The organism is Citrobacter sp. Ca225 (genome assembly GCF_030337175.1).
Classification (GTDB): Bacteria; Pseudomonadota; Gammaproteobacteria; order Enterobacterales; family Enterobacteriaceae; genus Citrobacter_A; species Citrobacter_A amalonaticus.
Window position 1 is genome coordinate 109,893 of the sequence record NZ_JAOWCD010000097.1, and the last position, 22,171, is coordinate 132,063.

The window sequence follows — 22,171 nt, forward strand, 5'->3', positions numbered from 1 at the left end:
AGAGAGAATCAACATGAAATGGCTATGTTCTGTAGGTGTCGCAGTTAGTCTGGCATTGCAACCCGCGCTGGCGGAGGAGCTGTTCGGAAACCATCCGCTGACGCCGGAAGCGCGGGACGCGTTTGTCACCCAGTTGCTGACGAAAATGACTGTCGATGAAAAGATTGGTCAGTTGCGTTTAATCAGCGTCGGTCCGGATAACCCGAAAGAAGCGATCCGCGAGATGATCAAAGACGGCCAGGTGGGGGCAATTTTTAACACCGTTACCCGTCAGGATATCCGCAAAATGCAGGATCAGGTGATGGAACTGAGCCGCCTGAAAATCCCTCTCTTTTTTGCCTACGACGTATTGCACGGCCAGCGTACCGTCTTCCCGATTAGCCTCGGACTGGCGTCCTCTTTTAACCTCGACGCGGTGAAAACCGTCGGACGCATCTCGGCGTATGAAGCCGCCGACGACGGCCTGAACATGACCTGGGCGCCGATGGTCGATGTCTCCCGCGATCCGCGCTGGGGACGCGCCTCGGAAGGCTTTGGCGAAGATACGTATCTGACCTCCATCATGGGAAAAACGATGGTGGAAGCGATGCAGGGCAAAAGCCCAGCGGATCGCTATTCGGTGATGACCAGCGTTAAGCACTTCGCCGCCTACGGCGCCGTGGAGGGCGGTAAAGAGTACAACACCGTCGACATGAGCCCGCAGCGCCTGTTTAACGACTACATGCCGCCGTACAAAGCCGGTCTGGATGCAGGTAGCGGCGCGGTGATGGTGGCGCTGAACTCATTGAACGGCACGCCAGCGACCTCTGATGCCTGGCTGCTGAAAGACATTCTGCGCGACAAGTGGGGCTTCAAAGGTATTACCGTTTCTGACCATGGTGCTATCAAAGAGCTGATTAAACACGGCACCGCCTCCGACCCGGAAGATGCCGTCCGCGTGGCGCTCAAGTCCGGCATTAACATGAGTATGAGCGACGAGTATTACAGCAAATATCTGCCAGGGCTGATTAAATCCGGCAAAGTGACGATGGCGGAGCTGGATGACGCGACGCGGCATGTACTCAACGTGAAATATGACATGGGGCTGTTTAACGATCCGTACAGCCATCTGGGAGCAAAAGAGTCTGATCCGGTGGATACCAACGCCGAAAGCCGTCTGCACCGGAAAGAGGCGCGTGAAGTGGCGCGTGAAAGTCTGGTGCTGTTGAAAAACCGCCTCGACACGCTGCCGCTGAAAAAATCGGGGACGATTGCGGTTGTTGGCCCGCTGGCGGACAGCAAACGCGACGTGATGGGCAGTTGGTCCGCCGCAGGCGTTGCCGATCAGTCCATCACGGTGCTGACCGGCATTAAAAATGCTCTCGGTACAAAGGGTAAAGTGGTGTACGCCCATGGGGCCAACGTCACTAACGATAAAGACATTGTCACCTTCCTCAATCAGTACGAAGAGGCGGTGAAGGTGGATCCACGTTCACCTCAGGAGATGATTGATGAAGCCGTCAAGGCGGCGAAGCAGTCTGACGTAGTTGTCGCCGTAGTGGGTGAGGCGCAGGGCATGGCACATGAAGCGTCAAGCCGTACGGATATCACGCTGCCACAGAGCCAGCGCGATCTGATTGCGGCCCTGAAAGCGACCGGCAAACCGCTGGTGCTGGTGCTAATGAACGGTCGTCCGCTGGCGTTGGTGAAAGAAGATCAACAGGCCGATGCGATTCTGGAAACCTGGTTTGCCGGTACGGAAGGCGGCAACGCGATCGCCGACGTCCTGTTTGGCGACTACAACCCGTCGGGCAAACTGCCCATGTCTTTCCCGCGTTCGGTAGGGCAGATCCCGACCTATTACAGCCACCTCAACACCGGTCGTCCGTATAACGCCGACAAGCCGAACAAATACACCTCTCGCTACTTTGACGAAGCGAACGGTCCGCTCTATCCATTTGGTTATGGTCTGAGTTACACCACGTTTGACGTTTCTGACGTGACGCTCTCTGCGCCAACCCTGAAACGCGACGGCAGCGTGACGGCAAGTGTGAAGGTGACCAACACCGGTAAGCGTGAAGGTGAGACGGTGATCCAGCTGTATGTGCAGGACGTCACGGCTTCCCTGAGCCGCCCGGTGAAAGAGCTGAAAGGCTTTAAGAAAGTGAACCTGAAACCTGGTGAAACGCAAGCCGTTAGTTTCCCGATTGATATCAATGCGTTGAAGTTCTGGAATCAGCAGATGAAGTTCGATGCCGAACCCGGCAAGTTCAACGTCTTTATCGGCGTCGATTCTGCCCGCGTGAAGCAGGGGTCGTTTGAATTGCTGTAACGGTTACAGGGGGAACTGACCAATGGGTTCCCCCTTGTTGGTCCCGTGAAAATACGGAAATGTCGGGTTAACCGAATACTTTTCGACTATGCTTTCCCCTCAAGTCGCTGAAAAAGTCGGCAAAAAGATGAGGAAAGCTTCATGACAATCTCAAAGATTTGGGCCGGTTCGCTGGCGCTGTTAGCGGCAGTGAGCTTACCCTTGCAGGCGGCGTCGCCGGTAAAGGTCGGTTCTAAAATTGACACCGAAGGCGCGCTGCTCGGCAACATCATTTTGCAGGTGCTGGAAAGCCACGGCGTCAAAACGGTCAATAAAGTCCAGTTGGGCACCACGCCGGTCGTGCGCGGCGCGATCACCTCAGGCGAACTGGATATCTACCCTGAATATACCGGTAACGGCGCGTTCTTTTTCAAAGATGAAAACGATCCGGCGTGGAAAAACGCACAAGCTGGCTTTGAGAAAGTCAAAAAACTCGATGCGGAGCAAAACAAGCTGGTCTGGTTAACGCCGGCGCCAGCCAATAATACCTGGACTATCGCGGTGCGCAGCGATGTCGCCGAAAAAAATAAACTCACCTCACTGGCCGATCTCGGGCGTTATCTGAAAGAGGGCGGTACTTTCAAACTGGCCGCCTCCGCTGAATTTATCGAGCGTGCAGACGCGCTGCCCGCTTTCGAAAAAGCCTACGATTTCAAACTCAGTCAGGATCAGTTGCTGTCGCTGGCAGGGGGTGACACCGCCGTGACCATCAAAGCGGCCGCGCAGCAAACGTCCGGCGTCAATGCCGCGATGGCCTACGGTACGGATGGTCCGGTCGCCGCGCTGGGGCTACAGACCTTAAGCGATCCTAAAGGCGTTCAGCCCATTTATGCGCCAGCGCCTGTGGTGCGTGAGGCGGTACTGAAGGAATACCCGCAGATGGCAGAATGGCTGCAACCGGTGTTTGCCAGCCTCGATGAAAAAACGTTGCAACAACTTAATGCCAGCATTGCCGTTGAAGGGTTGGACGCCAAAAAAGTGGCGGCGGACTATCTGAAACAAAAGGGATGGGTGAAGTAAACGGACTGAAAAAGGTTGGGTGACGTGTCAAAAGTCAGTATTCAGCGCGTACTGTTGCTGCTGGTTATTCTTTCAGCCGCTGCTGTCGCGCTGCCGTTTGTGAATTATGCGCCGAATCGCCTGGTATCGGGCGAGGGACGCCAGCTCTGGATGCTCTGGCCAGGTTCGGTGTCGATGCTCACCGGCGCGGGTTGCGCCATGTTGACCTTGTGCTTTGTGCCGGGAAGAAAGGGGGCCGTGTGCACGCTGGTGGTGGCGCAACTGCTGGTGATCCTGATGTTGTGGAGCGTCGGCAAGGCGGCGACGTATCTGGCTGAAACCGGGACGCCGCTGGCGCGAACCAGTGTGGGAAGCGGTCTGTGGCTGGGGCTTGCGCTCGGATTGCTCGCCTGCAGCGATGCCATCCGGCGGATCACCGTGCAACCTCTCTGGCGCTGGGCGTTACATACGCAGATAGCGATTGTTCCCGTCCTACTCCTGTTGACGGGAACGTTCGACGATCTCTCGTTACTCAAAGAGTACGCTAACCGCCAGGATGTCTTTGATGATGCACTGGCTCAACATTTGACGCTGTTGTCAGGTACCGTATTGCCCGCGCTGGTGATTGGCATTCCCCTCGGTATCGGATGTTATTTTTTCCCGTCCCGCCAGGGACCGGTGTTTACCGTCCTTAATGTGATCCAGACCGTTCCTTCCGTTGCCCTGTTTGGCTTGTTGATTGCGCCGCTTGCCGGACTGGTAAAAGCGTTCCCCTGGCTTGCCACGGTGGGCGTGGCGGGAACCGGTTTGACCCCGGCGTTGATCGCGCTGGTGCTGTATGCGCTTCTGCCACTGGTTCGTGGCGTGGTGGCCGGGCTGAATCAGGTTCCCCGTGATGTTCTGGAAAGCGCACGCGCGATGGGCATGAGCACCGCTCAGCGTTTCCTTCACGTGCAGTTGCCGCTGGCGTTGCCGGTCTTTTTACGTAGCCTGCGGGTGGTGATGGTACAGACCGTCGGGATGGCCGTCATTGCGGCGCTGATTGGCGCTGGCGGTTTTGGCGCGCTGGTGTTTCAGGGACTGCTCAGCAGTGCCGTGGATCTGGTGCTGCTGGGGGTGATCCCGGTTATCGCACTGGCGGTACTGATTGATGCGCTGTTTGATTTAGGGATCGCTCTGCTGAAGGTAACCCACCATGATTGAATTTAGCCACGTAAATAAAGCCTTTGGTGAGCACAACGCGGTTAGCAACCTGAACCTGCACATTCAGGAAGGCAGTTTCTCAGTACTGATTGGTACCTCGGGCTCGGGGAAATCCACGACCCTGAAAATGATTAACCGACTGGTGGAGCATGACAGCGGCAGGATCCGCTTTGCAGGCGAAGAAATCCGCAGTCTGCCGGTGCTGGAACTACGCCGACGGATGGGCTACGCGATTCAGTCGATTGGCCTGTTTCCGCACTGGACGGTGGCGCAGAACATCGCCACCGTGCCGCAACTGCTGAAGTGGCCGCGCAGAAAAATTGATGAGCGGGTGGCAGAATTAATGGCGCTGCTCGGGCTGGAAGAGGGATTGCGCGAGCGCTATCCGCACCAGCTTTCCGGTGGGCAGCAGCAGCGCGTGGGCGTGGCGCGGGCGCTGGCCGCCGATCCGCAGGTGCTGTTAATGGATGAACCGTTTGGCGCGCTGGATCCGGTCACGCGTGGGGCGTTGCAGCAAGAGATGACCCGCATCCACCGTTTGCTGGGGCGAACCATTGTGCTGGTGACGCACGACATTGATGAAGCGCTGCGACTGGCGGAGCATCTGGTGCTGATGGACGGCGGCGAGATAGTCCAGCAAGGGACACCGTTGGCGATGCTGACGGCCCCGACGAATGATTTTGTGCAACAGTTTTTCGGTCGCAGTGAACTGGGGGTGCGACTGCTGTCACTGCGCACCGTGGCGGACTATGTTCGCCGGGATGAGCGCATTGACGGAGAGGCGCTGACGGAAGCGATGACGCTGCGCGATGCGCTTTCAGCGTTTGTCGCGCACGGCCGCGATGTGTTACCGGTGGTCAACCGGCAGGGCATAGTTTGCGGGACACTGCATTTTCGCGATCTGCTATCGGAGACGCTGACGCATGAAACGACTGCGTGACCCGCTGCTCTGGCTGATCGCACTTTTCCTGCTGATGCTGGCAGGTTTACCGCACAGTCAGGCGATTTTCGCCAGCCTGTTTCCCGAACTTCCACGTCCGGTCTATCAGCAGGAGAGCTTTCTCGCGCTGGCGCTGGCCCATTTCTGGCTGGTGGCCGTGTCGAGCCTGTTTGCGGTGGTGATTGGTGTCGGCGCCGGGATTGTGGTGACCCGACCATGGGGAAGAGAGTTTCGTCCGCTGGTGGAGACCATTGCCGCCGTTGGACAAACCTTCCCGCCCGTCGCGGTATTGGCGATTGCGGTGCCGGTGATGGGGTTTGGTCAGCAACCGGCCATTATTGCGTTGATTCTGTACGGCGTGTTACCCATCCTCCAGGCGACGCTGGCGGGGATAGGATCGATCCCGGAAAGTGTGCGCAGCATTGCCAGTGGCATGGGGATGAGTCCGGGACAACAGTTACGCAAGGTTGAGCTGCCGCTGGCGGCACCGGTGATTCTGGCAGGTGTGCGAACGTCGGTGATTATCAATATTGGCACTGCGACTATCGCGTCGACGGTAGGTGCCAGCACGCTCGGTACACCGATTATCATTGGTCTGAGCGGGTTCAATACGGCGTATGTCATTCAGGGGGCGTTGCTGGTTGCGCTGGCGGCGATCATCGTAGACCGCCTGTTCGAACGGTTAGTGCAGCACCTTAGCCGGCACGCAAAATGAAGGTATAGCCTGCAAGCATCACGCCGCCAATACCGCCGATGGCCATGAGTAAAAAGAGGGTGATGACACCGATTTTTGCTACGCTCATGATGTTCTCCTTATGTTAACCCAGAGATTATACAGAGAAGCGTAGCTGTTAATGAATCATTAAATGCCAAGCGGGTAAATATCATGCCCTTCCGCACGCCAGGCATTCAGTTGCTGTTGCTGCGCCGATGTCTGATTTTCACCGCACCACACCAGTAAGGTGCGCCCTTCGAACAGGTCCGGGCGAAACTGGCTCAGCGAATGGGCCAGAACGTCAACCCGCCATCCCTGCTGACTGGCGACCCAGCCTTCCAGCCACAAACGCGTGGTATCGTGAATATTCCAGCCCACCACCAGCGCATCTTTCCCCTGTTTTTTTCTGGCTGAGGCGAGGCAAATGGCGACGTAATTGATCAGTACGCCATCAAGGATCCCCAGTAGCGCCAGTAGCGTCGGCTGTTGGCACTGCAATCGTCGACGTAGCGGAAGAAAAAGATGGGTGGTCAGCGTTTGCGCGGGGAAATCCTGGCCACGCTCTTTCAGCCAGACCCGCAGGTTGTGCAGGTTGTTGTTTTGCAGATAGTGCAACAGGATTTCCTGTTGTTCACGCCAGCCGTTTTGCAGGTCTACGTTCTCATTGCTCAACAGCATTTTGACTTTGCTGACCTGCACCCCGTTATCTATCCAGTGCTTGATTTCGCGGATCCTGTCGATATCCGAATCATTGAACAGGCGATGCCCCCCGTCGGTACGCTGGGGTTTCAATAATCCATAACGCCGTTGCCACGCGCGAAGCGTAACGGGGTTAATATCACAAAGCAAAGCCACTTCACCTATGGTGTAAAGCGCCATTATTTTATCCTTGCTCGCGAGGTCCCAGTCTAACTTTAGTCGCTCTTTTTCGAACCAGGTAGTTTTGTCTGTTTTTTGTTCAGGTGAGGGGTGGTTTTATCAGTACACCGGTACTTTTTGTGTGATATCCCTTACTAATTACTCATTTTATGCAACAGTTCAAAGACAGATCCCGCGACTCGATGTATGTTACGCGGTTTTAGTTGATGTGTGGTCTGCAGGTATGTACGAGTTTAATCTGGTGTTGCTGCTGCTTCAGCAGATGTGCGTGTTCTTGGTTATCGCATGGCTGATGAGTAAAACTCGTTTATTCATACCATTGATGCAGGTAACCGTTCGTTTGCCGCACAAACTGCTGTGCTACGTAACCTTCTCCATTTTCTGTATCCTCGGCACCTATTTCGGTCTGCATATTGACGACTCTATCGCCAACACACGGGCAATTGGCGCGGTGATGGGCGGTCTGCTTGGCGGGCCGGTCGTGGGTGGACTGGTGGGGCTGACCGGGGGTCTGCACCGCTACTCAATGGGCGGCATGACGGCGCTCAGTTGTATGATCTCCACCATCGTGGAAGGATTGCTGGGTGGCCTGGTGCACAGCGTGCTGACGCGGCGAGGACGCACGGATAAAGTCTTTAATCCGCTGACGGCCGGGGCGATCACATTTGTCGCCGAAATGGTACAGATGCTGATCATTTTGCTGATAGCCCGGCCGTTTGACGATGCTTACCGACTGGTCAGCAATATCGCCGCTCCCATGATGGTCACCAACACCGTCGGCGCGGCGCTGTTTATGCGTATTTTGCTCGACAAGCGGGCGATGTTTGAAAAATATACCTCTGCGTTTTCCGCTACTGCGCTGAAAGTGGCGGCCTCCACCGAGGGGATCTTGCGCCAGGGATTCAACGAAGTGAACAGCATGAAGGTGGCGCAGGTGCTGTACAAAGAACTCGATATCGGCGCGGTGGCAATTACTGACCGCGAGCGGCTGTTAGCCTTTACCGGGATTGGCGACGACCATCACCTGCCGGGCAGGCCGATCTCCTCCGGTTACACGCTGCGGGCCATCGAGACGGGCGAGGTGGTTTACGCTGACGGCAACGAAGTGCCGTATCGCTGCTCACTGCATCCACAGTGCAAGCTCGGTTCTACGCTGGTCATTCCCTTACGCGGAGAAAACCAACGGGTGATGGGCACCATCAAACTCTATGAAGCGAAAAACCGGTTGTTCAGTTCCATTAACCGAACGCTGGGTGAGGGGATTGCGCAGCTACTTTCTGCGCAGATCCTTGCTGGACAATATGAACGTCAGAAAGCGATGTTGACGCAGTCAGAAATTAAGCTGCTGCATGCGCAGGTCAATCCGCATTTTCTGTTTAATGCGCTCAACACCATCAAAGCGGTGGTGCGCCGCGACAGTGAACAGGCGAGCCAACTGGTACAGGATCTCTCTACCTTTTTCCGTAAGAACTTAAAGCGCCCGTCGGAGATCGTCACACTGGCCGACGAAATTGAGCACGTGAATGCCTATCTGCAAATTGAGAAAGCGCGATTCCAGTCGCGGTTGCAGGTGAGTTTAAACGTGCCGGATGCGCTGGCGCATCAACAGTTGCCAGCCTTCACCCTGCAACCCATAGTCGAAAACGCCATTAAGCATGGGACATCGCAACTGTTGGGCACGGGGGAGGTGTCCATCACCGCCCGTCAGGAAGGGCAGTATTTGATGCTGGATATTGAAGATAACGCCGGGTTGTATCAGCCCTCCGCGAACGTCAGCGGTCTGGGCATGAATCTGGTGGATAAACGCCTGCGTGAACGGTTTGGCGATGATTATGGTATTAGCGTCGTCTGCGAACCGGATTGCTTTACCCGAATAACCCTACGACTGCCCCTGGAGGAGACGCATGATTAAAGTGCTGATTGTGGATGATGAACCGTTAGCGCGGGAAAATCTGCGGATCCTGTTACAGGAACAAAGTGATATCGAGATCGTTGGCGAGTGCGCCAACGCCGTAGAAGCGATTGGCGCGGTGCATCGACTGCATCCGGACGTGCTGTTTCTGGATATTCAAATGCCGCGTATCAGCGGGCTGGAAATGGTGGGTATGCTCGACCCGGAGCATCGGCCGTATATTGTTTTTCTGACCGCTTTTGACGAATACGCAATTAAAGCCTTTGAAGAACACGCTTTTGATTATCTGCTTAAACCGATAGAAGAGGCGCGGCTGGAGAAAACCCTTAGCCGCCTGCGCCAGGAGCGGAGCAAACAGGACGTATCGGTATTGCCGGAAAACCAACAGTCGCTGAAGTTTATCCCCTGTAGCGGCCATAGCCGGATCTATCTGCTGCAAATGGATGATGTCGCTTTCGTCAGCAGTCGCATGAGCGGTGTTTATGTCACCAGCAGCGACGGCAAAGAAGGCTTTACTGAACTGACGCTCAGAACGCTGGAAAGCCGCACGCCATTGCTGCGCTGTCATCGACAATATCTGGTTAACATGGCGCAGTTACAGGAAATTCGTCTGGAAGATAACGGTCAGGCGGAACTGATACTGCGTAATGGGTTAACTGTTCCGGTCAGTCGCCGCTATCTGAAAAGTTTGAAAGAGGCGATTGGCCTGTAAAACTGATACACTGCGCGCCATTGCATTATCGACAGTTGAAGGCTCTATGCTAAGTAACGATATTCTTCGTAGCCTGCGCTACGCCCTGAAAGCCAATAATAACGACATGGTGCGCATTCTTGCGCTGGCCGACATGGAATCCACCTCTGCGGGTTTCGACACCTGGATGACCAGGGAAGATGAAGAGGGGTTTGTCCGCTGCCCGGATATTATCCTCTCCGGATTCCTGAACGGCCTGATTTACGAGAAGCGTGGCAAAGATGAGTCAGCGCCTGAACTGGCGCTTGAGCGTCGGGTGAACAACAATACGGTGCTGAAAAAGCTGCGTATCGCTTTTTCACTGAAAACGGATGATATTCAGGCGATTATGACCCAGCAGAACGTTCGCGTTTCAATGCCGGAAATCACCGCCATGATGCGTTCTCCGGATCATAAAAACTACCGCGAGTGTGGTGATCAGTTTATGCGTTATTTCCTGCGCGGATTGACGGCGCGTCTGCACGGCAATAAAGGCTGATAGAAAGCGACGACCCGGCTGGATGCCAGGTCGTCGTCGTTTGATTATTTCACTTCTTTAAAGCCAGCGGTTTCCAGCATTTTCTGGCTCTGTTTCATGCTAATGCCGTTGCTTGGGTCACCCGAGAATTGCGTACCCATCACGCCCTGCAGCTTTTTAAAGTCAACTTTTTCCATGTCAACAGAAACGGTTTCTTCCGCGTAGCCATCCTTATAGGTCAGCTTTTCTTCCACGCCAGGAATGTTTTGATATTTTTCGCTGATCGGATCGAGGATTTTCGCCGCATCTTCTTTGGTTTTTACCCCGATAGAGGTGTAGTTGATTTTGTTCTCTGAGGTCTGCTTAATGACTTTGTCACCCTTGTAGGTATAGGTCATTACGATCTCAGTGCCATTGACGTCCGCTTTGAATGTTTTGCTTTCTTCCTTGTCGCCACATCCTGCCAGAGAGAAAACGAGAACTGACGCAAAAACGACCGAAAAAAACGTATTTAATGCTTTCATGTAAAACTCCATTTTATTAAACGTCTGCTGCTCAAAAATAAACCTTGCAGGGTATGTATACCAGAAATGAGGCAGGAGAGGGGAAAATGGCTACTGAATATGTCTGATAATGATCATTGAAAAATCTGAAATCATGCGAGTTATTGCCTGGATTAATATGACGCAAAAGAAAAAGCGCCGTGAGAGCGGCGCTTTAGAGAGGCTTATTTAACCTGGTGTCCAGGCTTTGCGCCTTCATCCGGGGTCAGCAGGAAGATGTCTGTCCCGCCAGGACCTGCGGCCATCACCATCCCTTCTGAGATGCCAAAGCGCATTTTACGCGGCGCCAGGTTTGCCACCATGACCGTATGACGACCAATCAGCACCTGCGGGTCCGGATAAGCAGAGCGAATGCCGGAGAAGACGTTACGCTTCTCGCCGCCCAAATCCAGCGTCAGGCGCAGCAGTTTATCGGAGCCATCAACGAATTCAGCGTTTTCAATCAACGCTACGCGCAGATCGACTTTCGCGAAATCGTCAAAGGTAATGGTTTCCTGAATCGGGAAGTCCGCCAGTGGGCCGGTTACCGGAGCTGCCATAGCTTTCACCTCTTCTTTAGAGGCTTCCACCAGCGCTTCCACCTGCTTCATATCGATACGGTTATACAGAGCTTTGAAAGTATTGACCTTATGGCCCAGAAGCGGTTGCGCAATAGCATCCCAACGCAGTTCGCTGTTCAGGAATGCTTCAACGCGCTCGCTCAGCGTCGGCAGCACCGGCTTCAGGTACGTCATCAGCACGCGGAACAGGTTGATGCCCATCGAGCAGATCGCCTGCAGATCGGCGTCGCGACCTTCCTGTTTCGCCACCACCCACGGCGCCTGTTCGTCAACATAGCGGTTCGCGACATCCGCCAGCGCCATGATTTCACGGATCGCTTTGCCGAATTCACGGCTTTCCCACGCCTCGCCAATCACAGCCGCTGCATCGGTAAAGGTTTTATACAGCGCAGGGTCAGCCAGTTCAGCCGCCAGTACACCATCGAAACGTTTGTTGATAAAGCCAGCGTTACGGGAGGCGAGGTTAACCACCTTGTTGACGATATCGGCGTTTACGCGCTGGACGAAGTCTTCCAGATTCAGGTCGATATCATCAATGCGCGAAGAGAGCTTCGCAGTGTAGTAGTAACGCAGGCTGTCTGCATCAAAATGGTTCAACCAGGTGCTGGCCTTAATAAACGTGCCGCGGGATTTGGACATCTTCGCGCCGTTGACCGTGACATAACCATGCACGAACAGGTTCGTCGGTTTACGGAAGTTGCTGCCTTCCAGCATGGCAGGCCAGAACAGGCTATGGAAATAGACGATATCTTTGCCGATGAAGTGATACAGTTCGGCAGTAGAATCTTTCTTCCAGTATTCGTCGAAGCTGACGGTATCGCCGCGCTTATCGCACAGATTTTTGAAAGAGCCCATGTAGCCGATTGGCGCATCCAGCCAGACATAGAAATATTTGCCCGGCGCATTCGGGATTTCAAAACCAAAGTAAGGGGCATCGCGGGAGATATCCCACTGCTGCAGGCCGGATTCAAACCATTCCTGCATTTTGTTCGCCACCTGCTCCTGCAGCGCGCCGCTACGGGTCCACGCCTGTAGCATTTCGCTGAAAGAGGGCAGGTCAAAGAAGAAGTGTTCGGAGTCACGCATCACCGGCGTTGCGCCAGAGACCACAGACTTCGGCTCGATCAGCTCCGTCGGGCTATAGGTCGCGCCGCACACTTCGCAGTTGTCGCCATACTGATCCGGTGATTTACATTTCGGGCAGGTGCCTTTCACAAAACGATCCGGCAGGAACATACCTTTTTCCGGATCGTAGAGCTGAGAAATGGTGCGGTTCTTAATAAAACCGTTCTCTTTCAGACGGGTATAGATGAGCTCAGACAACTCCCGGTTCTCGTCGCTGTGCGTGGAGTGGTAGTTGTCATAGCTGATGTTGAACCCGGCGAAATCCGTCTGGTGCTCCTGACTCATTTCACCAATCATCTGCTCCGGAGTGATGCCAAGCTGCTGTGCTTTCAGCATGATCGGCGTGCCGTGGGCGTCGTCGGCGCAGATGAAGTTGACCTCGTGGCCGCGCATTCGTTGGTAACGGACCCAGACATCAGCCTGGATGTGCTCCAGCATATGGCCGAGGTGGATTGAGCCGTTGGCGTACGGCAGCGCGCACGTTACCAGAATTTTCTTCGCGACTTGAGTCATAGTAGATGTTACTTCTTCTCTGTTGAAAGGGGGTTCTGATGTTACCTGAAAGGGAATAACTACGCCAAGAATTAAGGGCATCAAACCACAAATGAATAATTGTTACCGCTGGAGTACACTACCTCACTACAATTGACCTTTTCAGAACAACAAAAAGGAGTCGGGATGAACGCACAATCCCAGGCCAAATCACCAGAAACCCTGCGCGCCATGGTCGCCGGGACGCTGGCCAATTTTCAGCACCCCACCCTGAAGCATAACCTGACGACACTTAAAGCGTTACACCACGTCGCCTGGATGGATGACACGCTGCACGTTGAACTGGTCATGCCGTTCGTCTGGCACAGTGCCTTTGAGGTGTTAAAAGAGCAATGTAGCGCTGATCTGCTGCGAATTACCGGGGCGAAGGCGATCGACTGGAAGCTTTCTCACAACATCGCCACCCTGAAGCGCGTGAAAAATCAGCCGGGCGTGAACGGCGTGAAGAACATTATCGCCGTCAGCTCCGGCAAAGGCGGCGTCGGTAAATCGTCGACTGCGGTAAACCTGGCGCTGGCATTAGCGGCAGAAGGGGCGAAAGTAGGGATTCTGGACGCCGACATTTATGGTCCGTCGATCCCAACTATGCTGGGGGCGGAAAACCAGCGCCCAACCTCGCCGGATGGTACCCATATGGCACCGATCATGTCTCACGGGCTGGCGACGAACTCCATCGGTTATCTGGTCACTGATGATAACGCGATGGTGTGGCGTGGGCCGATGGCCAGTAAAGCGCTGATGCAGATGCTACAAGAGACGCTGTGGCCGGATCTGGATTACCTCGTGCTGGACATGCCGCCGGGTACTGGTGATATCCAGCTGACGCTGGCACAAAACATCCCGGTCACGGGGGCCGTTGTGGTGACCACGCCGCAGGATATTGCGTTGATTGACGCTAAAAAAGGCATTGTCATGTTCGAAAAAGTCGAGGTGCCGGTGCTGGGCATTGTCGAAAACATGAGCATGCATATCTGCAGCAACTGCGGTCATCATGAGCCGATCTTTGGTACCGGTGGCGCGCAAAAACTGGCTGAGCAGTATCACACGCAACTGTTGGGACAAATGCCGTTGCATATTAGTCTGCGTGAAGATCTCGATCGCGGGACGCCAACCGTGGTCAGCCGTCCGGACAGTGATTTCACCGTAATGTATCGCGAACTGGCGGGACGTGTTGCCGCACAGCTTTACTGGCAGGGTGAAGTCATCCCCGGCGAAATTGCCTTTCGCGCCGTCTGATTTCGGCTAATCGGTTTTATTCTTTCTATTCACCGCATTGATTTTATATCGGTGTGGTGAATATCTAATTTGAATAACGCTATCTGAGTTATGCAGAGCCACTGAATAACGTGGGCGTTCTTCTTAAATCTGACCGTCTGTGCGGGGTTATCCTGATGACCTTAACGATAAAATAAGCGTTGGATTCCCCCTCAGCCCGAGGGGGGCGAACCTCAACGATGATAGAAAATCTCGCCGTCGTAAGCTTTAATAATTTTACCGTCAGCGTCATTGATCAGCACATAGGCACCGCCCATGTAGGTCCAGTGTGTCCCGGCATCTGGCGCAGGTAAATTACGCAGATTCCACTGTTTGATGGTGTACTCGTCAGTGCGATACATCTCTGGCACCGTATCGCCAGGCTTGAAGTGGGTAAAGTCGGCGATGAAACCACTGAGTTCATATTGATCAATCCCCTTCGCGGGGACGGCTGTAGCTGGTGCGGCCCAGACCGCGCTGGATGCGAGCAGCAGCGCGCCTACCACCAATTTATTCTTCATACTTCTACGCTCTCCACTGTTAGGACCCTCAAAATCAGTCGTGTATCTTTCCCGGCCTTCATGATAACTGACAAGCGCGGGTTTGTTAGATTCCCGAAAAATTCGTAAAAAATGTAAAATTTATTAGTCTGACATGCACTATAGAAGAAAATCGCCAAATACGGGGAGAGGGGCGATGCCTTTCGGAACACAGGCTAACAGTGGATTAGCCCCATATGCAAAAATGCAGACGTTCAGCGTACATCACGCCTGCAATAAAACCCGCACTGATAATAAGGGTGTGCAGGAAAAAATGAAAAATAATTAACTTCACTATCCGGAGGCTCATTTTTAAATACGTATTAAAGACGATGTTGTTGAGAATTGTCTAGCTATAACAATTAATTAATGTCAACATATAAACAGATTGAAATAAAACTATGGATTATTCCTGAATTGTCAATATTGATAAAGATCATGGAAAACACGCTGAATAGTTATTAAGAATCATCGTTTTGATGACATTAGTCTTTTGTATTTGTTACGTTAATTAATTGCAAATTTGAAGACGGCGAATAACTATTTTCTTCGGATTTATCCTGGTGTCATGCATCCTCTAAGTTATTTGATCTTAATTTCCGTAAATTATATTGACAGATGAAAGCGGCCTAAATATTCTGCGCACTAAATAGTGATATAAAAACACGCTGCTTTTGCAGGGTGATATTATTTTGTTAATTAATGATGGTGATGGCAGTGATGAAACAGTTAAATATAAAAAAGGCGGTATTTTCGCTTTTGGTTGTCTGTATTCTGTCCGGCTGTGTGTCGGAAGAGCAGCGCCTGGCGCGCTGTGAAGCCAAAGGCGTCAGTCGTGATGTCTGCTATCAGGTAGAACAGTCTAATCAACAGATGATTATCAATAACGCGGAGCAAAACGCGTATGTGAATGCACGTGAAGCGGTAAAGCAACACGCTCAGGCGGCAAAGAAAAAAAACATATATCACTTTGAAGGCATGGAAATTAAAAAGGTGAGCACCGGGCTTGATATTGATGGAGCTCATGCTGCAGTTATCGAGAAAGAGGAAAAAGCGACAGTCTATCAACAAGGGTTGCACTATTTTGTCGTGTACACCAACGGACGGTTAGCCGTGCTGAACGAACAGAGACAGTTTTTGGGGTGGGCGAAATGAGAAATTATCTGTTAGCGCTTATTCCGCTAACGTCCTTTTCCGCAGATGCTTCTGATATTGCGCAGGCACAACAAGCCGTTGCTCATGCCCAACCAATGGTTGACGCGGTATAAGAGGATATTGCCGCCGTGCGGGTGGCGGCTTTCACTATTGATGTTCAGGCTGAACAGGTAAATGCAGAGTAGCGAAAGGGTTACAAATCGGGGCAGTGAGGGTATCATCACGCGAGTGACCTGACCGTCACGCAGAAAAATTTCGTTAATGACTCGGGGTGCCCCTTTTCACGAAGGGCTGAGAAATACCCGTACCACCTGATCTGGATAATGCCAGCGTAGGGAAGTCAGACACTGTTCGTGTCCCTTCTTCGCGCGGGCAGGAGCGTAACCATGCAGCCTGACCTGCACAGCCGCGAACATGCGGTTCGTACCTTACAAGATTTTCGTACCCTTTCTCCGTTAACACATTGTATGACCAATGACGTCGTGCAGAGTTTTACCGCCAATACGCTACTGGCGCTGGGGGCTTCTCCGGCGATGGTGATTGAGCCCGAAGAAGCTCGCCAGTTTGCAGCCCTTGCCAGCGCGTTGCTCATCAACGTCGGCACGTTGACACAACCGCGTGCACATGCAATGCGGGCGGCGGTTGAGCAGGCAAACAGCGCCAAAACTCCATGGACACTGGACCCGGTTGCCGTAGGCGCGCTTGAATACCGTCGCCGTTTCTGCCTAGAACTCCTTGCCTTAACACCGGCTGCCATTCGCGGTAACGCCTCTGAGATCCTGGCGTTAGCCGGTGAAAGCGCTGGGGGGCGTGGAGTGGATGCTACCGACCCGGTTGCAACGGCTCTGCCGGCGGCGCAGATTCTGGCACGCCACACCGGCGCTGTTGTGGTAGTCACCGGCGAAGTGGATTACATCACCGACGGCGAGCGCACTCTGAGCGTCACCGGCGGCGATCCGCTGATGACGAAAGTCGTGGGCACTGGCTGTGCGCTTTCTGCCGTGGTCGCCGCCAGCTGCGCGCTACCCGGAAACCGGATCGAAAACATCGCGTCCGCCTGTGGATGGATGAAACTGGCAGGACAGCACGCCAGCAAAATCTGTCACGGACCCGGCAGTTTTCTTCCGGCCTTTCTCGATGCGCTCTACACCCTGGATGCGGAGGTCGCAGCATGAAGCGGATTAACGCACTGACCATTGCCGGTACCGATCCCAGCGGCGGCGCCGGTATTCAGGCCGATCTGAAAACCTTCTCGGCGCTCGGCGCTTACGGCTGTGCGGTAATTACCGCGCTGGTGGCGCAGAATACACGCGGCGTGCAGTCGGTGTATCGCATTGAACCGGATTTTGTCGCCGCCCAGCTCGATTCGGTGTTCAGCGATGTGCGCATTGATACCACCAAAATCGGTATGCTGGCGGAAACCGATATCGTTGAGGCGGTGGCGGAGCGACTGGAACGCCATCAGGTGCAGAATGTCGTACTCGACACAGTCATGCTGGCGAAAAGTGGCGATCCGTTATTGTCGATTTCCGCCGTTGAGACATTGCGCAGGCGACTGTTGCCACAGGTTTCACTCATTACGCCCAATCTGCCCGAAGCGGCAGCGCTGCTGGATTGCCCGCACGCACGAACAGAACAAGAGATGCTGGAACAGGGGCGGGCGTTGCTGGCGATGGGCTGTGGCGCAGTGTTGATGAAAGGCGGTCATCTGGACGATGAACAAAGTCCTGACTGGCTCTTTACAGCGACCGGTGAACAGCGCTTTACCGCACCGCGGGTGATGACCAAAAACACGCACGGCACCGGATGTACGCTCTCTGCGGCGCTGGCCGCGCTGCGTCCACGGCATGCTGACTGGGCCGGGACAGTGCAGGAGGCGAAAGTCTGGCTGTCGGCGGCGCTCGCGCAGGCTGACACACTGGAGGTTGGACACGGCATCGGGCCGGTTCATCATTTCCACGCGTATTGGTAGCGTATATACTGGCAGCAGACTGGCTGTCAGGAAAAAGACTCATGGAACAAGCGCATACTCAACTTATCGCGCAACTGAACGAACGTATTTCAGCGGTGGATAATACCCCGCTGTATATCAAGTTTGCCGAAACGGTGAAAAATGCCGTGCGCAGTGGTGTGATTGCGCATGGCAACATTTTGCCTGGCGAACGCGATCTCAGTCAGTTAACGGGCGTTTCGCGCATCACGGTGCGCAAAGCGATGCAGGCGCTGGAAGAAGAAGGCGTGGTGACGCGTGCTCGCGGCTACGGCACGCAGATCAACAACATCTTTGAATATTCGCTGAAAGAGGCGCGTGGGTTTTCTCAACAGGTGGTGCTGCGCGGGAAAAAGCCGGACACCTTATGGGTCAACAAACGGGTGGTTAAGTGTCCGGAAGAGGTGGCGCAACAGCTGGCGATTGCTGCCGGCAGCGATGTGTTTCTGCTTAAGCGCATCCGCTACGTTGATGAGGACGCGGTTTCTATCGAGGAGTCGTGGGTGCCCGCGCATCTTATTCATGATGCCGATGAAATTGGCATATCGCTGTACGACTATTTCCGCAGCCAGCATATCCATCCCCAGCGCACGCGCTCACGGGTGAGTGCAAAGATGCCGGATGCTGAGTTCCAGTCGCATATCCAGATGGACAGCAAAGTGCCGGTGCTGGTGATCAAACAGGTAGCGCTTGACCAACAGCAGCGGCCCATCGAGTACAGCATCAGCTACTGCCGAAGCGATTTATACGTCTTTGTGTGCGAGGAGTAACGCCTCGCGAAACGGCGCACAGTCACCGCCGCGATGTCCAACCACCCACGATGCCACGGCGTTGCCGAGCAGCACGGCATCCGCCAGCGACCAGCCCGACGCCAGCCCGGCCAGCATGCCGCCCGCGTGGCTGTCACCGGCGCCAATCGTGTCAACGACCGTTGTCGGGAAGGCGGGTACGCATCCGGAAGATTGCGCGCTGAAGTACCAGGCGCCTTCTTTGTCATGGCGCACGATTAACGGCGCAGAAAATTGCTTCACCCATTGCGCACCTAAGTCTTCCACATCCTGGCTGAGACCAAACCGCTCCGCCGCGATTTCGGCTTCCTGACGATTGAGCGACACCAGAGGGCGACAAGCCAGAATGCGTGACATCAGTGCATCAGGAATATCGCCAATGCGCGGGCCAAAATCGATAAACGGCATAACGCGATCCAGCCCTTCCAGCCACTGCACCAACAGCTCGCCGCAGGGTGAGGAGAGTTGATAGCCCGAAAGATAAATCAGGCTGTCAGGTGGGATGGTGAGCTGGGCCAGCCAGTCGGTATTCCACTGGTTCTCCACGCCGCTGAATGACATAAACGTGCGCTCGCCATCCGGTTCGACCAGCGCAAGGCACCAGCCGTTATCACCTTGTGTGGTCTTGATGAGGCTGTGTAACCCTTCTTTCGCCATCCGGTTACGAATGATCTCCGCCCATACTCCCTGGCCCAGCGGCAGGGCGTTACCGGCATCAATACCCAGCCGTTTCAGCGCCACGGCGATGTTCAGCGCGCAGCCGCCGACGTTAACGCCTTGCTGTTTCAGTTCAATGTCACACCCGCGCCAGGGCAGGGCATAGGCATCAGCGATGACATCGATGACCGCCGCGCCGATAACCGTGACCGGATGGCGGGTCGTTAACCCCGGCAACAGTTCGGCTAAACGTGAAGTGTTCATGACGCCTCCCGACGTTGGCGCAGACGAGCAAGCGCCGTCGCATAGCGGTTGAAATCGAGCTGATTGACCGTATCCAGCTCTTGTTTCCATACCGGGTTGATGGCACCTATACCCTGCAACGCGCCGCAAATGGCTGTTGCCATTGCTCCAATGGTATCGGTATCGCCGCCGAGGTTGGCACACAAAATGGCGCAGCGATTGGGATCCGTTTGCGCCAGTTCGACCATCGCGATGGCGCAGGCCACCGATTCGATCGTGCTGGTTCCGGCGCCAATCACCTGATACAACTGTTCGCTGGCCGCTTCGGCTCCGTCAGCATTACGCACAATTTTCAGCGCCATCTCCAGACGCGCACAAAGCGATGCGCTGAACGTAGTAATGCGCTTTTGCTGGGCGTGCAGGGCGATGGCGGGAAGCGAGTCAACAATTGCGGCCCAGGAATCACCCTCAATCGCCCGTGAAATCGCCCATGCCACCACCACCGCACCGGCGATAGCCAGATCGGATTTGTGCGTCGGGCTGGAGGCCAGCGCGATATCCTCAATAAACGCATCCAGATCGCGGGCGGGCAGCAGGCATCCCAATGGCGATACGCGCATGGCCGCGCCGTTGGTGACGCCGTTATTCTCCAGTTCTGCTACCGGTTTCCCGTCGCGAATCGCGTTCAGGGCGATTTTCGACGTCGGCCCGAGAACGTTTTTATTGAAGGCGTCAAAGCGCAACGCCCAGTCGAGAATGTTCCGTCCAATCAGGTCCGGGTCGATCTCGCCGTCGCGTTCCAGCAGAGCATCCGCCAGACAGAGCGCCATTGAGGTATCGTCGGTAAATTCTGCGCGGCCAAAATAACAGGCCGCATTATTTTCTTTTGGGCCCGGCAGAAAGCGGTCAATCCAGCCAAAGTGTGCTTTGACGCGGGTTCTTGGCCACAGTTCTGACGGCATACCCATCGCATCCCCTAACGCCTGCCCGTAAAGAGCACCGAGAATACGTTCTGCTTTCATTTTACTTCCCCTTGTGTCAACGCAGTCTCGCGAACCTCAATAGCGGTAATTTCTTTGTCCGATTCGCGAAAGAAAATCATGAATAGTAGGGCTATCACGGCGATCATCACCGCCCCGAATGTCCACATGCCCGCCCAGTTGAAGGTCAGGCCATTGACCGGCTCCGGATAAGCAAACATTTTTTCCATCATCACGCCGCCGAGACGGTAGCCCAGCAGGCTGCCGAAGCCCTGACAGCAGAGCGTAATCAACCCCTGTGCGGCGGTACGCATATGCACTGGCGCTTTTTTATCGACGTAGATGTATGCCGTCACGTAATAAAAGTCATAGCTCACGCCGTGCAGCAAAATACCGAGGAACAGCAGGGCATAGGTGAAATATTCGTCTGCGCTGCCGTAGATGAAAAAGCCGTAGCGGATCGCCGCGGTGATAAGACCAAGTAGCAATACCTTCTTAATACCAAAGCGTTTCGTAAAGAAAGGCAGCGCCAGCATAAAGAAGATTTCGGAGAACTGACCGAGGGTCATCCAGCCGGTGGCGTTTTTCATCCCCACTTCGGTCAGATACCCATTGGCGAAGATGTAATAGAACGCCAGTGGCATCGCGAAAAGGAACGAGCAGAAGAAAAAGACGAGGAAGTTTTTATCACGCAGCAGGATCAGCGCATCCAGGCCCAGCATGACTTTGACGTCCATCTTGCCGGTGCTTTTCGGCGGGGTATCCGGCAGAAAGAAGGCAAACACACCCAGCAGCGCAGAGCTGGCCGCCGTCACCAGCAGCGGGATGTTGGTTGGCGAGATGTCATTATAGCCCAGCATCTGTGGCAGGAATCCACAGGCGAGACCAGAGGCAATCCAGCCGATGGTGCCCATTACGCGGATGCGCGGGAAGTCACGCTCCACGTCCGGTACGTTAGCAAACGCGATGCTGTTGGTCAGCGCAATGGTTGGCATATAGGTGAGCGAATAGGCCAGCAGCAGCGGGAAGAATCCACCGAACGTCGTCTGCTGAGCGGCAAAATACATCAGTACCGCACCGGCGAACATCAGAACTGCCAGCACTTTTTGCGCCGAGAAGAAACGGTCGGTCAGCGAGCCCACGAGGATCGGCGACAGAATTGCGGCGATCGCCGTACAGGCATAAGACCAGCCAATCTCACCGGCGGTAAAACCACTTTTACTCAACCAGAGCCAGAGCGGAACAAACCAGGCTCCCCAGATAAACCATTCAACGAACATCATGAACGACAGTTTCACTGTAGTTTTCATCTTTAAATCCTTCATGACAGGTAAGGTACGTCATGACAGTACCATTTAATAATACCTTTTAAATACCTTTAAGGTGAAACCTTGACCGTCTTAACACTTTATCGTCAGTGAATCGTGCCAGCAGATAGCGCTGAAAAATCCCCGAAAGATGGAAAAAATGGTCGGTCGGTACCAGACTTATGGCTGCCCGCAAAACGCGGGTCAGGACAATCCACATTCCGACGCATTCGGAACTTACGGGAGCATAAC

21 protein-coding genes and 1 riboswitch are annotated in these 22,171 nt (G+C 54.3%); of the genes, 13 read left to right on the top strand and 8 right to left on the bottom strand.

What is annotated here, in order from left to right; genetic code table 11:
- Positions 1-13: 13 nt before the first annotated feature.
- The 5 genes from bglX to OGW13_RS18430 all read left to right on the top strand — a co-directional run bounded on the left by bglX (position 14) and on the right by OGW13_RS18430 (position 6,207).
- Positions 14-2,311 (top strand): beta-glucosidase BglX, encoded by a 2,298-nt coding sequence (gene bglX, locus OGW13_RS18410; RefSeq protein WP_090049707.1) that lies wholly within the window; start codon positions 14-16, stop codon positions 2,309-2,311.
- 141 nt (positions 2,312-2,452) lie between these two features.
- Positions 2,453-3,370, top strand: coding sequence for a glycine betaine ABC transporter substrate-binding protein OsmF (gene osmF / locus OGW13_RS18415; RefSeq protein ID WP_044258663.1), 918 nt, complete (start codon positions 2,453-2,455; stop codon positions 3,368-3,370).
- A gap of 15 nt (positions 3,371-3,385) precedes the next feature.
- On the top strand, positions 3,386-4,552 hold the full coding sequence (locus tag OGW13_RS18420; protein ID WP_043000148.1) for an ABC transporter permease: 1,167 nt from the start codon (positions 3,386-3,388) through the stop codon (positions 4,550-4,552).
- A complete protein-coding gene (locus OGW13_RS18425) occupies positions 4,545-5,492 on the top strand; it encodes an ABC transporter ATP-binding protein (RefSeq protein ID WP_090049710.1) in 948 nt (315 codons plus the stop codon). The genes OGW13_RS18420 and OGW13_RS18425 overlap by 8 nt, the downstream gene beginning before the upstream one ends.
- The gene (locus OGW13_RS18430) at positions 5,476-6,207 is read left to right on the top strand and encodes an ABC transporter permease (protein WP_043000150.1); all 732 of its coding nucleotides are present in this window, start codon (positions 5,476-5,478) and stop codon (positions 6,205-6,207) included. Before OGW13_RS18425 ends, OGW13_RS18430 begins: the two co-directional genes overlap by 17 nt.
- Here OGW13_RS18430 and OGW13_RS18435 read toward each other — a convergent pair.
- Positions 6,188-6,295 (bottom strand): protein YohO, encoded by a 108-nt coding sequence (locus tag OGW13_RS18435; protein WP_042318015.1) that lies wholly within the window; start codon positions 6,293-6,295, stop codon positions 6,188-6,190. The two genes, OGW13_RS18430 and OGW13_RS18435, sit on opposite strands and share 20 nt — an antisense overlap.
- A 59-nt stretch (positions 6,296-6,354) precedes the next feature.
- A complete protein-coding gene (gene mlrA / locus OGW13_RS18440) occupies positions 6,355-7,086 on the bottom strand; it encodes an HTH-type transcriptional regulator MlrA (protein WP_043000151.1) in 732 nt (243 codons plus the stop codon).
- 223 nt (positions 7,087-7,309) lie between these two features.
- Between mlrA and OGW13_RS18445 the strand changes: the two genes are divergently transcribed.
- The 3 genes from OGW13_RS18445 to OGW13_RS18455 are packed head-to-tail and all read left to right on the top strand — an operon-like array spanning position 7,310 to position 10,227.
- Complete coding sequence (locus OGW13_RS18445) at positions 7,310-8,998, top strand: sensor histidine kinase (RefSeq protein WP_043000152.1); 1,689 nt, start codon at positions 7,310-7,312, stop codon at positions 8,996-8,998.
- Entirely contained in the window at positions 8,991-9,710 is a 720-nt protein-coding gene (gene btsR / locus OGW13_RS18450) for a two-component system response regulator BtsR (protein WP_043000153.1), read from the top strand. Before OGW13_RS18445 ends, btsR begins: the two co-directional genes overlap by 8 nt.
- A gap of 46 nt (positions 9,711-9,756) precedes the next feature.
- On the top strand, positions 9,757-10,227 hold the full coding sequence (locus OGW13_RS18455) for a YehS family protein (protein ID WP_043001885.1): 471 nt from the start codon (positions 9,757-9,759) through the stop codon (positions 10,225-10,227).
- A gap of 44 nt (positions 10,228-10,271) precedes the next feature.
- Here the strand turns inward: OGW13_RS18455 and OGW13_RS18460 are convergent, their stop codons facing one another.
- Both OGW13_RS18460 and metG read right to left on the bottom strand, forming a co-directional pair.
- Complete coding sequence (locus tag OGW13_RS18460) at positions 10,272-10,730, bottom strand: YehR family lipoprotein (RefSeq protein WP_287116342.1); 459 nt, start codon at positions 10,728-10,730, stop codon at positions 10,272-10,274.
- A 203-nt stretch (positions 10,731-10,933) separates the two neighbouring features.
- On the bottom strand, positions 10,934-12,967 hold the full coding sequence (gene metG / locus OGW13_RS18465) for a methionine--tRNA ligase (RefSeq protein WP_044266118.1): 2,034 nt from the start codon (positions 12,965-12,967) through the stop codon (positions 10,934-10,936).
- A gap of 165 nt (positions 12,968-13,132) precedes the next feature.
- Here metG and apbC point away from each other — a divergent pair, with 165 nt between their 5' ends.
- Positions 13,133-14,242 (top strand): iron-sulfur cluster carrier protein ApbC, encoded by a 1,110-nt coding sequence (gene apbC, locus OGW13_RS18470; RefSeq protein WP_043000156.1) that lies wholly within the window; start codon positions 13,133-13,135, stop codon positions 14,240-14,242.
- Positions 14,243-14,454: 212 nt separating this feature from the next.
- Here apbC and rcnB read toward each other — a convergent pair whose 3' ends face one another.
- Complete coding sequence (gene rcnB, locus OGW13_RS18475; protein WP_043000157.1) at positions 14,455-14,781, bottom strand: Ni(II)/Co(II) efflux transporter accessory subunit RcnB; 327 nt, start codon at positions 14,779-14,781, stop codon at positions 14,455-14,457.
- 729 nt (positions 14,782-15,510) lie between these two features.
- Between rcnB and OGW13_RS18480 the strand changes: the two genes are divergently transcribed.
- From OGW13_RS18480 to OGW13_RS18495, 4 genes are all read left to right on the top strand, one after another.
- A complete protein-coding gene (locus OGW13_RS18480; RefSeq protein WP_287116343.1) occupies positions 15,511-15,954 on the top strand; it encodes a hypothetical protein in 444 nt (147 codons plus the stop codon).
- Between the two features lie 257 nt (positions 15,955-16,211).
- Positions 16,212-16,309, top strand: a riboswitch (TPP riboswitch).
- Between the two features lie 31 nt (positions 16,310-16,340).
- Complete coding sequence (gene thiM, locus OGW13_RS18485; RefSeq protein WP_043000158.1) at positions 16,341-17,129, top strand: hydroxyethylthiazole kinase; 789 nt, start codon at positions 16,341-16,343, stop codon at positions 17,127-17,129.
- Positions 17,126-17,926: a bifunctional hydroxymethylpyrimidine kinase/phosphomethylpyrimidine kinase gene (gene thiD / locus OGW13_RS18490; protein WP_099433297.1), complete on the top strand. Its 801-nt coding sequence runs from the start codon at positions 17,126-17,128 to the stop codon at positions 17,924-17,926. Before thiM ends, thiD begins: the two co-directional genes overlap by 4 nt.
- Positions 17,927-17,967: 41 nt before the next feature.
- A complete protein-coding gene (locus tag OGW13_RS18495) occupies positions 17,968-18,714 on the top strand; it encodes a GntR family transcriptional regulator (RefSeq protein WP_043000160.1) in 747 nt (248 codons plus the stop codon).
- On the opposite strand, the gene OGW13_RS18500 is transcribed toward OGW13_RS18495, so the two are convergent.
- Genes OGW13_RS18500 through OGW13_RS18510 form a run of 3 tightly spaced genes read right to left on the bottom strand, consistent with a single transcriptional unit; the run spans position 18,688 to position 21,922 of the window.
- On the bottom strand, positions 18,688-19,653 hold the full coding sequence (locus OGW13_RS18500; RefSeq protein WP_099433296.1) for a PfkB family carbohydrate kinase: 966 nt from the start codon (positions 19,651-19,653) through the stop codon (positions 18,688-18,690). The two genes, OGW13_RS18495 and OGW13_RS18500, sit on opposite strands and share 27 nt — an antisense overlap.
- Complete coding sequence (locus tag OGW13_RS18505; protein ID WP_043000162.1) at positions 19,650-20,654, bottom strand: ADP-ribosylglycohydrolase family protein; 1,005 nt, start codon at positions 20,652-20,654, stop codon at positions 19,650-19,652. The genes OGW13_RS18500 and OGW13_RS18505 overlap by 4 nt, the downstream gene beginning before the upstream one ends.
- The gene (locus tag OGW13_RS18510) at positions 20,651-21,922 is read right to left on the bottom strand and encodes a nucleoside permease (RefSeq protein ID WP_044258683.1); all 1,272 of its coding nucleotides are present in this window, start codon (positions 21,920-21,922) and stop codon (positions 20,651-20,653) included. Before OGW13_RS18510 ends, OGW13_RS18505 begins: the two co-directional genes overlap by 4 nt.
- Between the last annotated feature and the right edge of the window lie 249 nt (positions 21,923-22,171).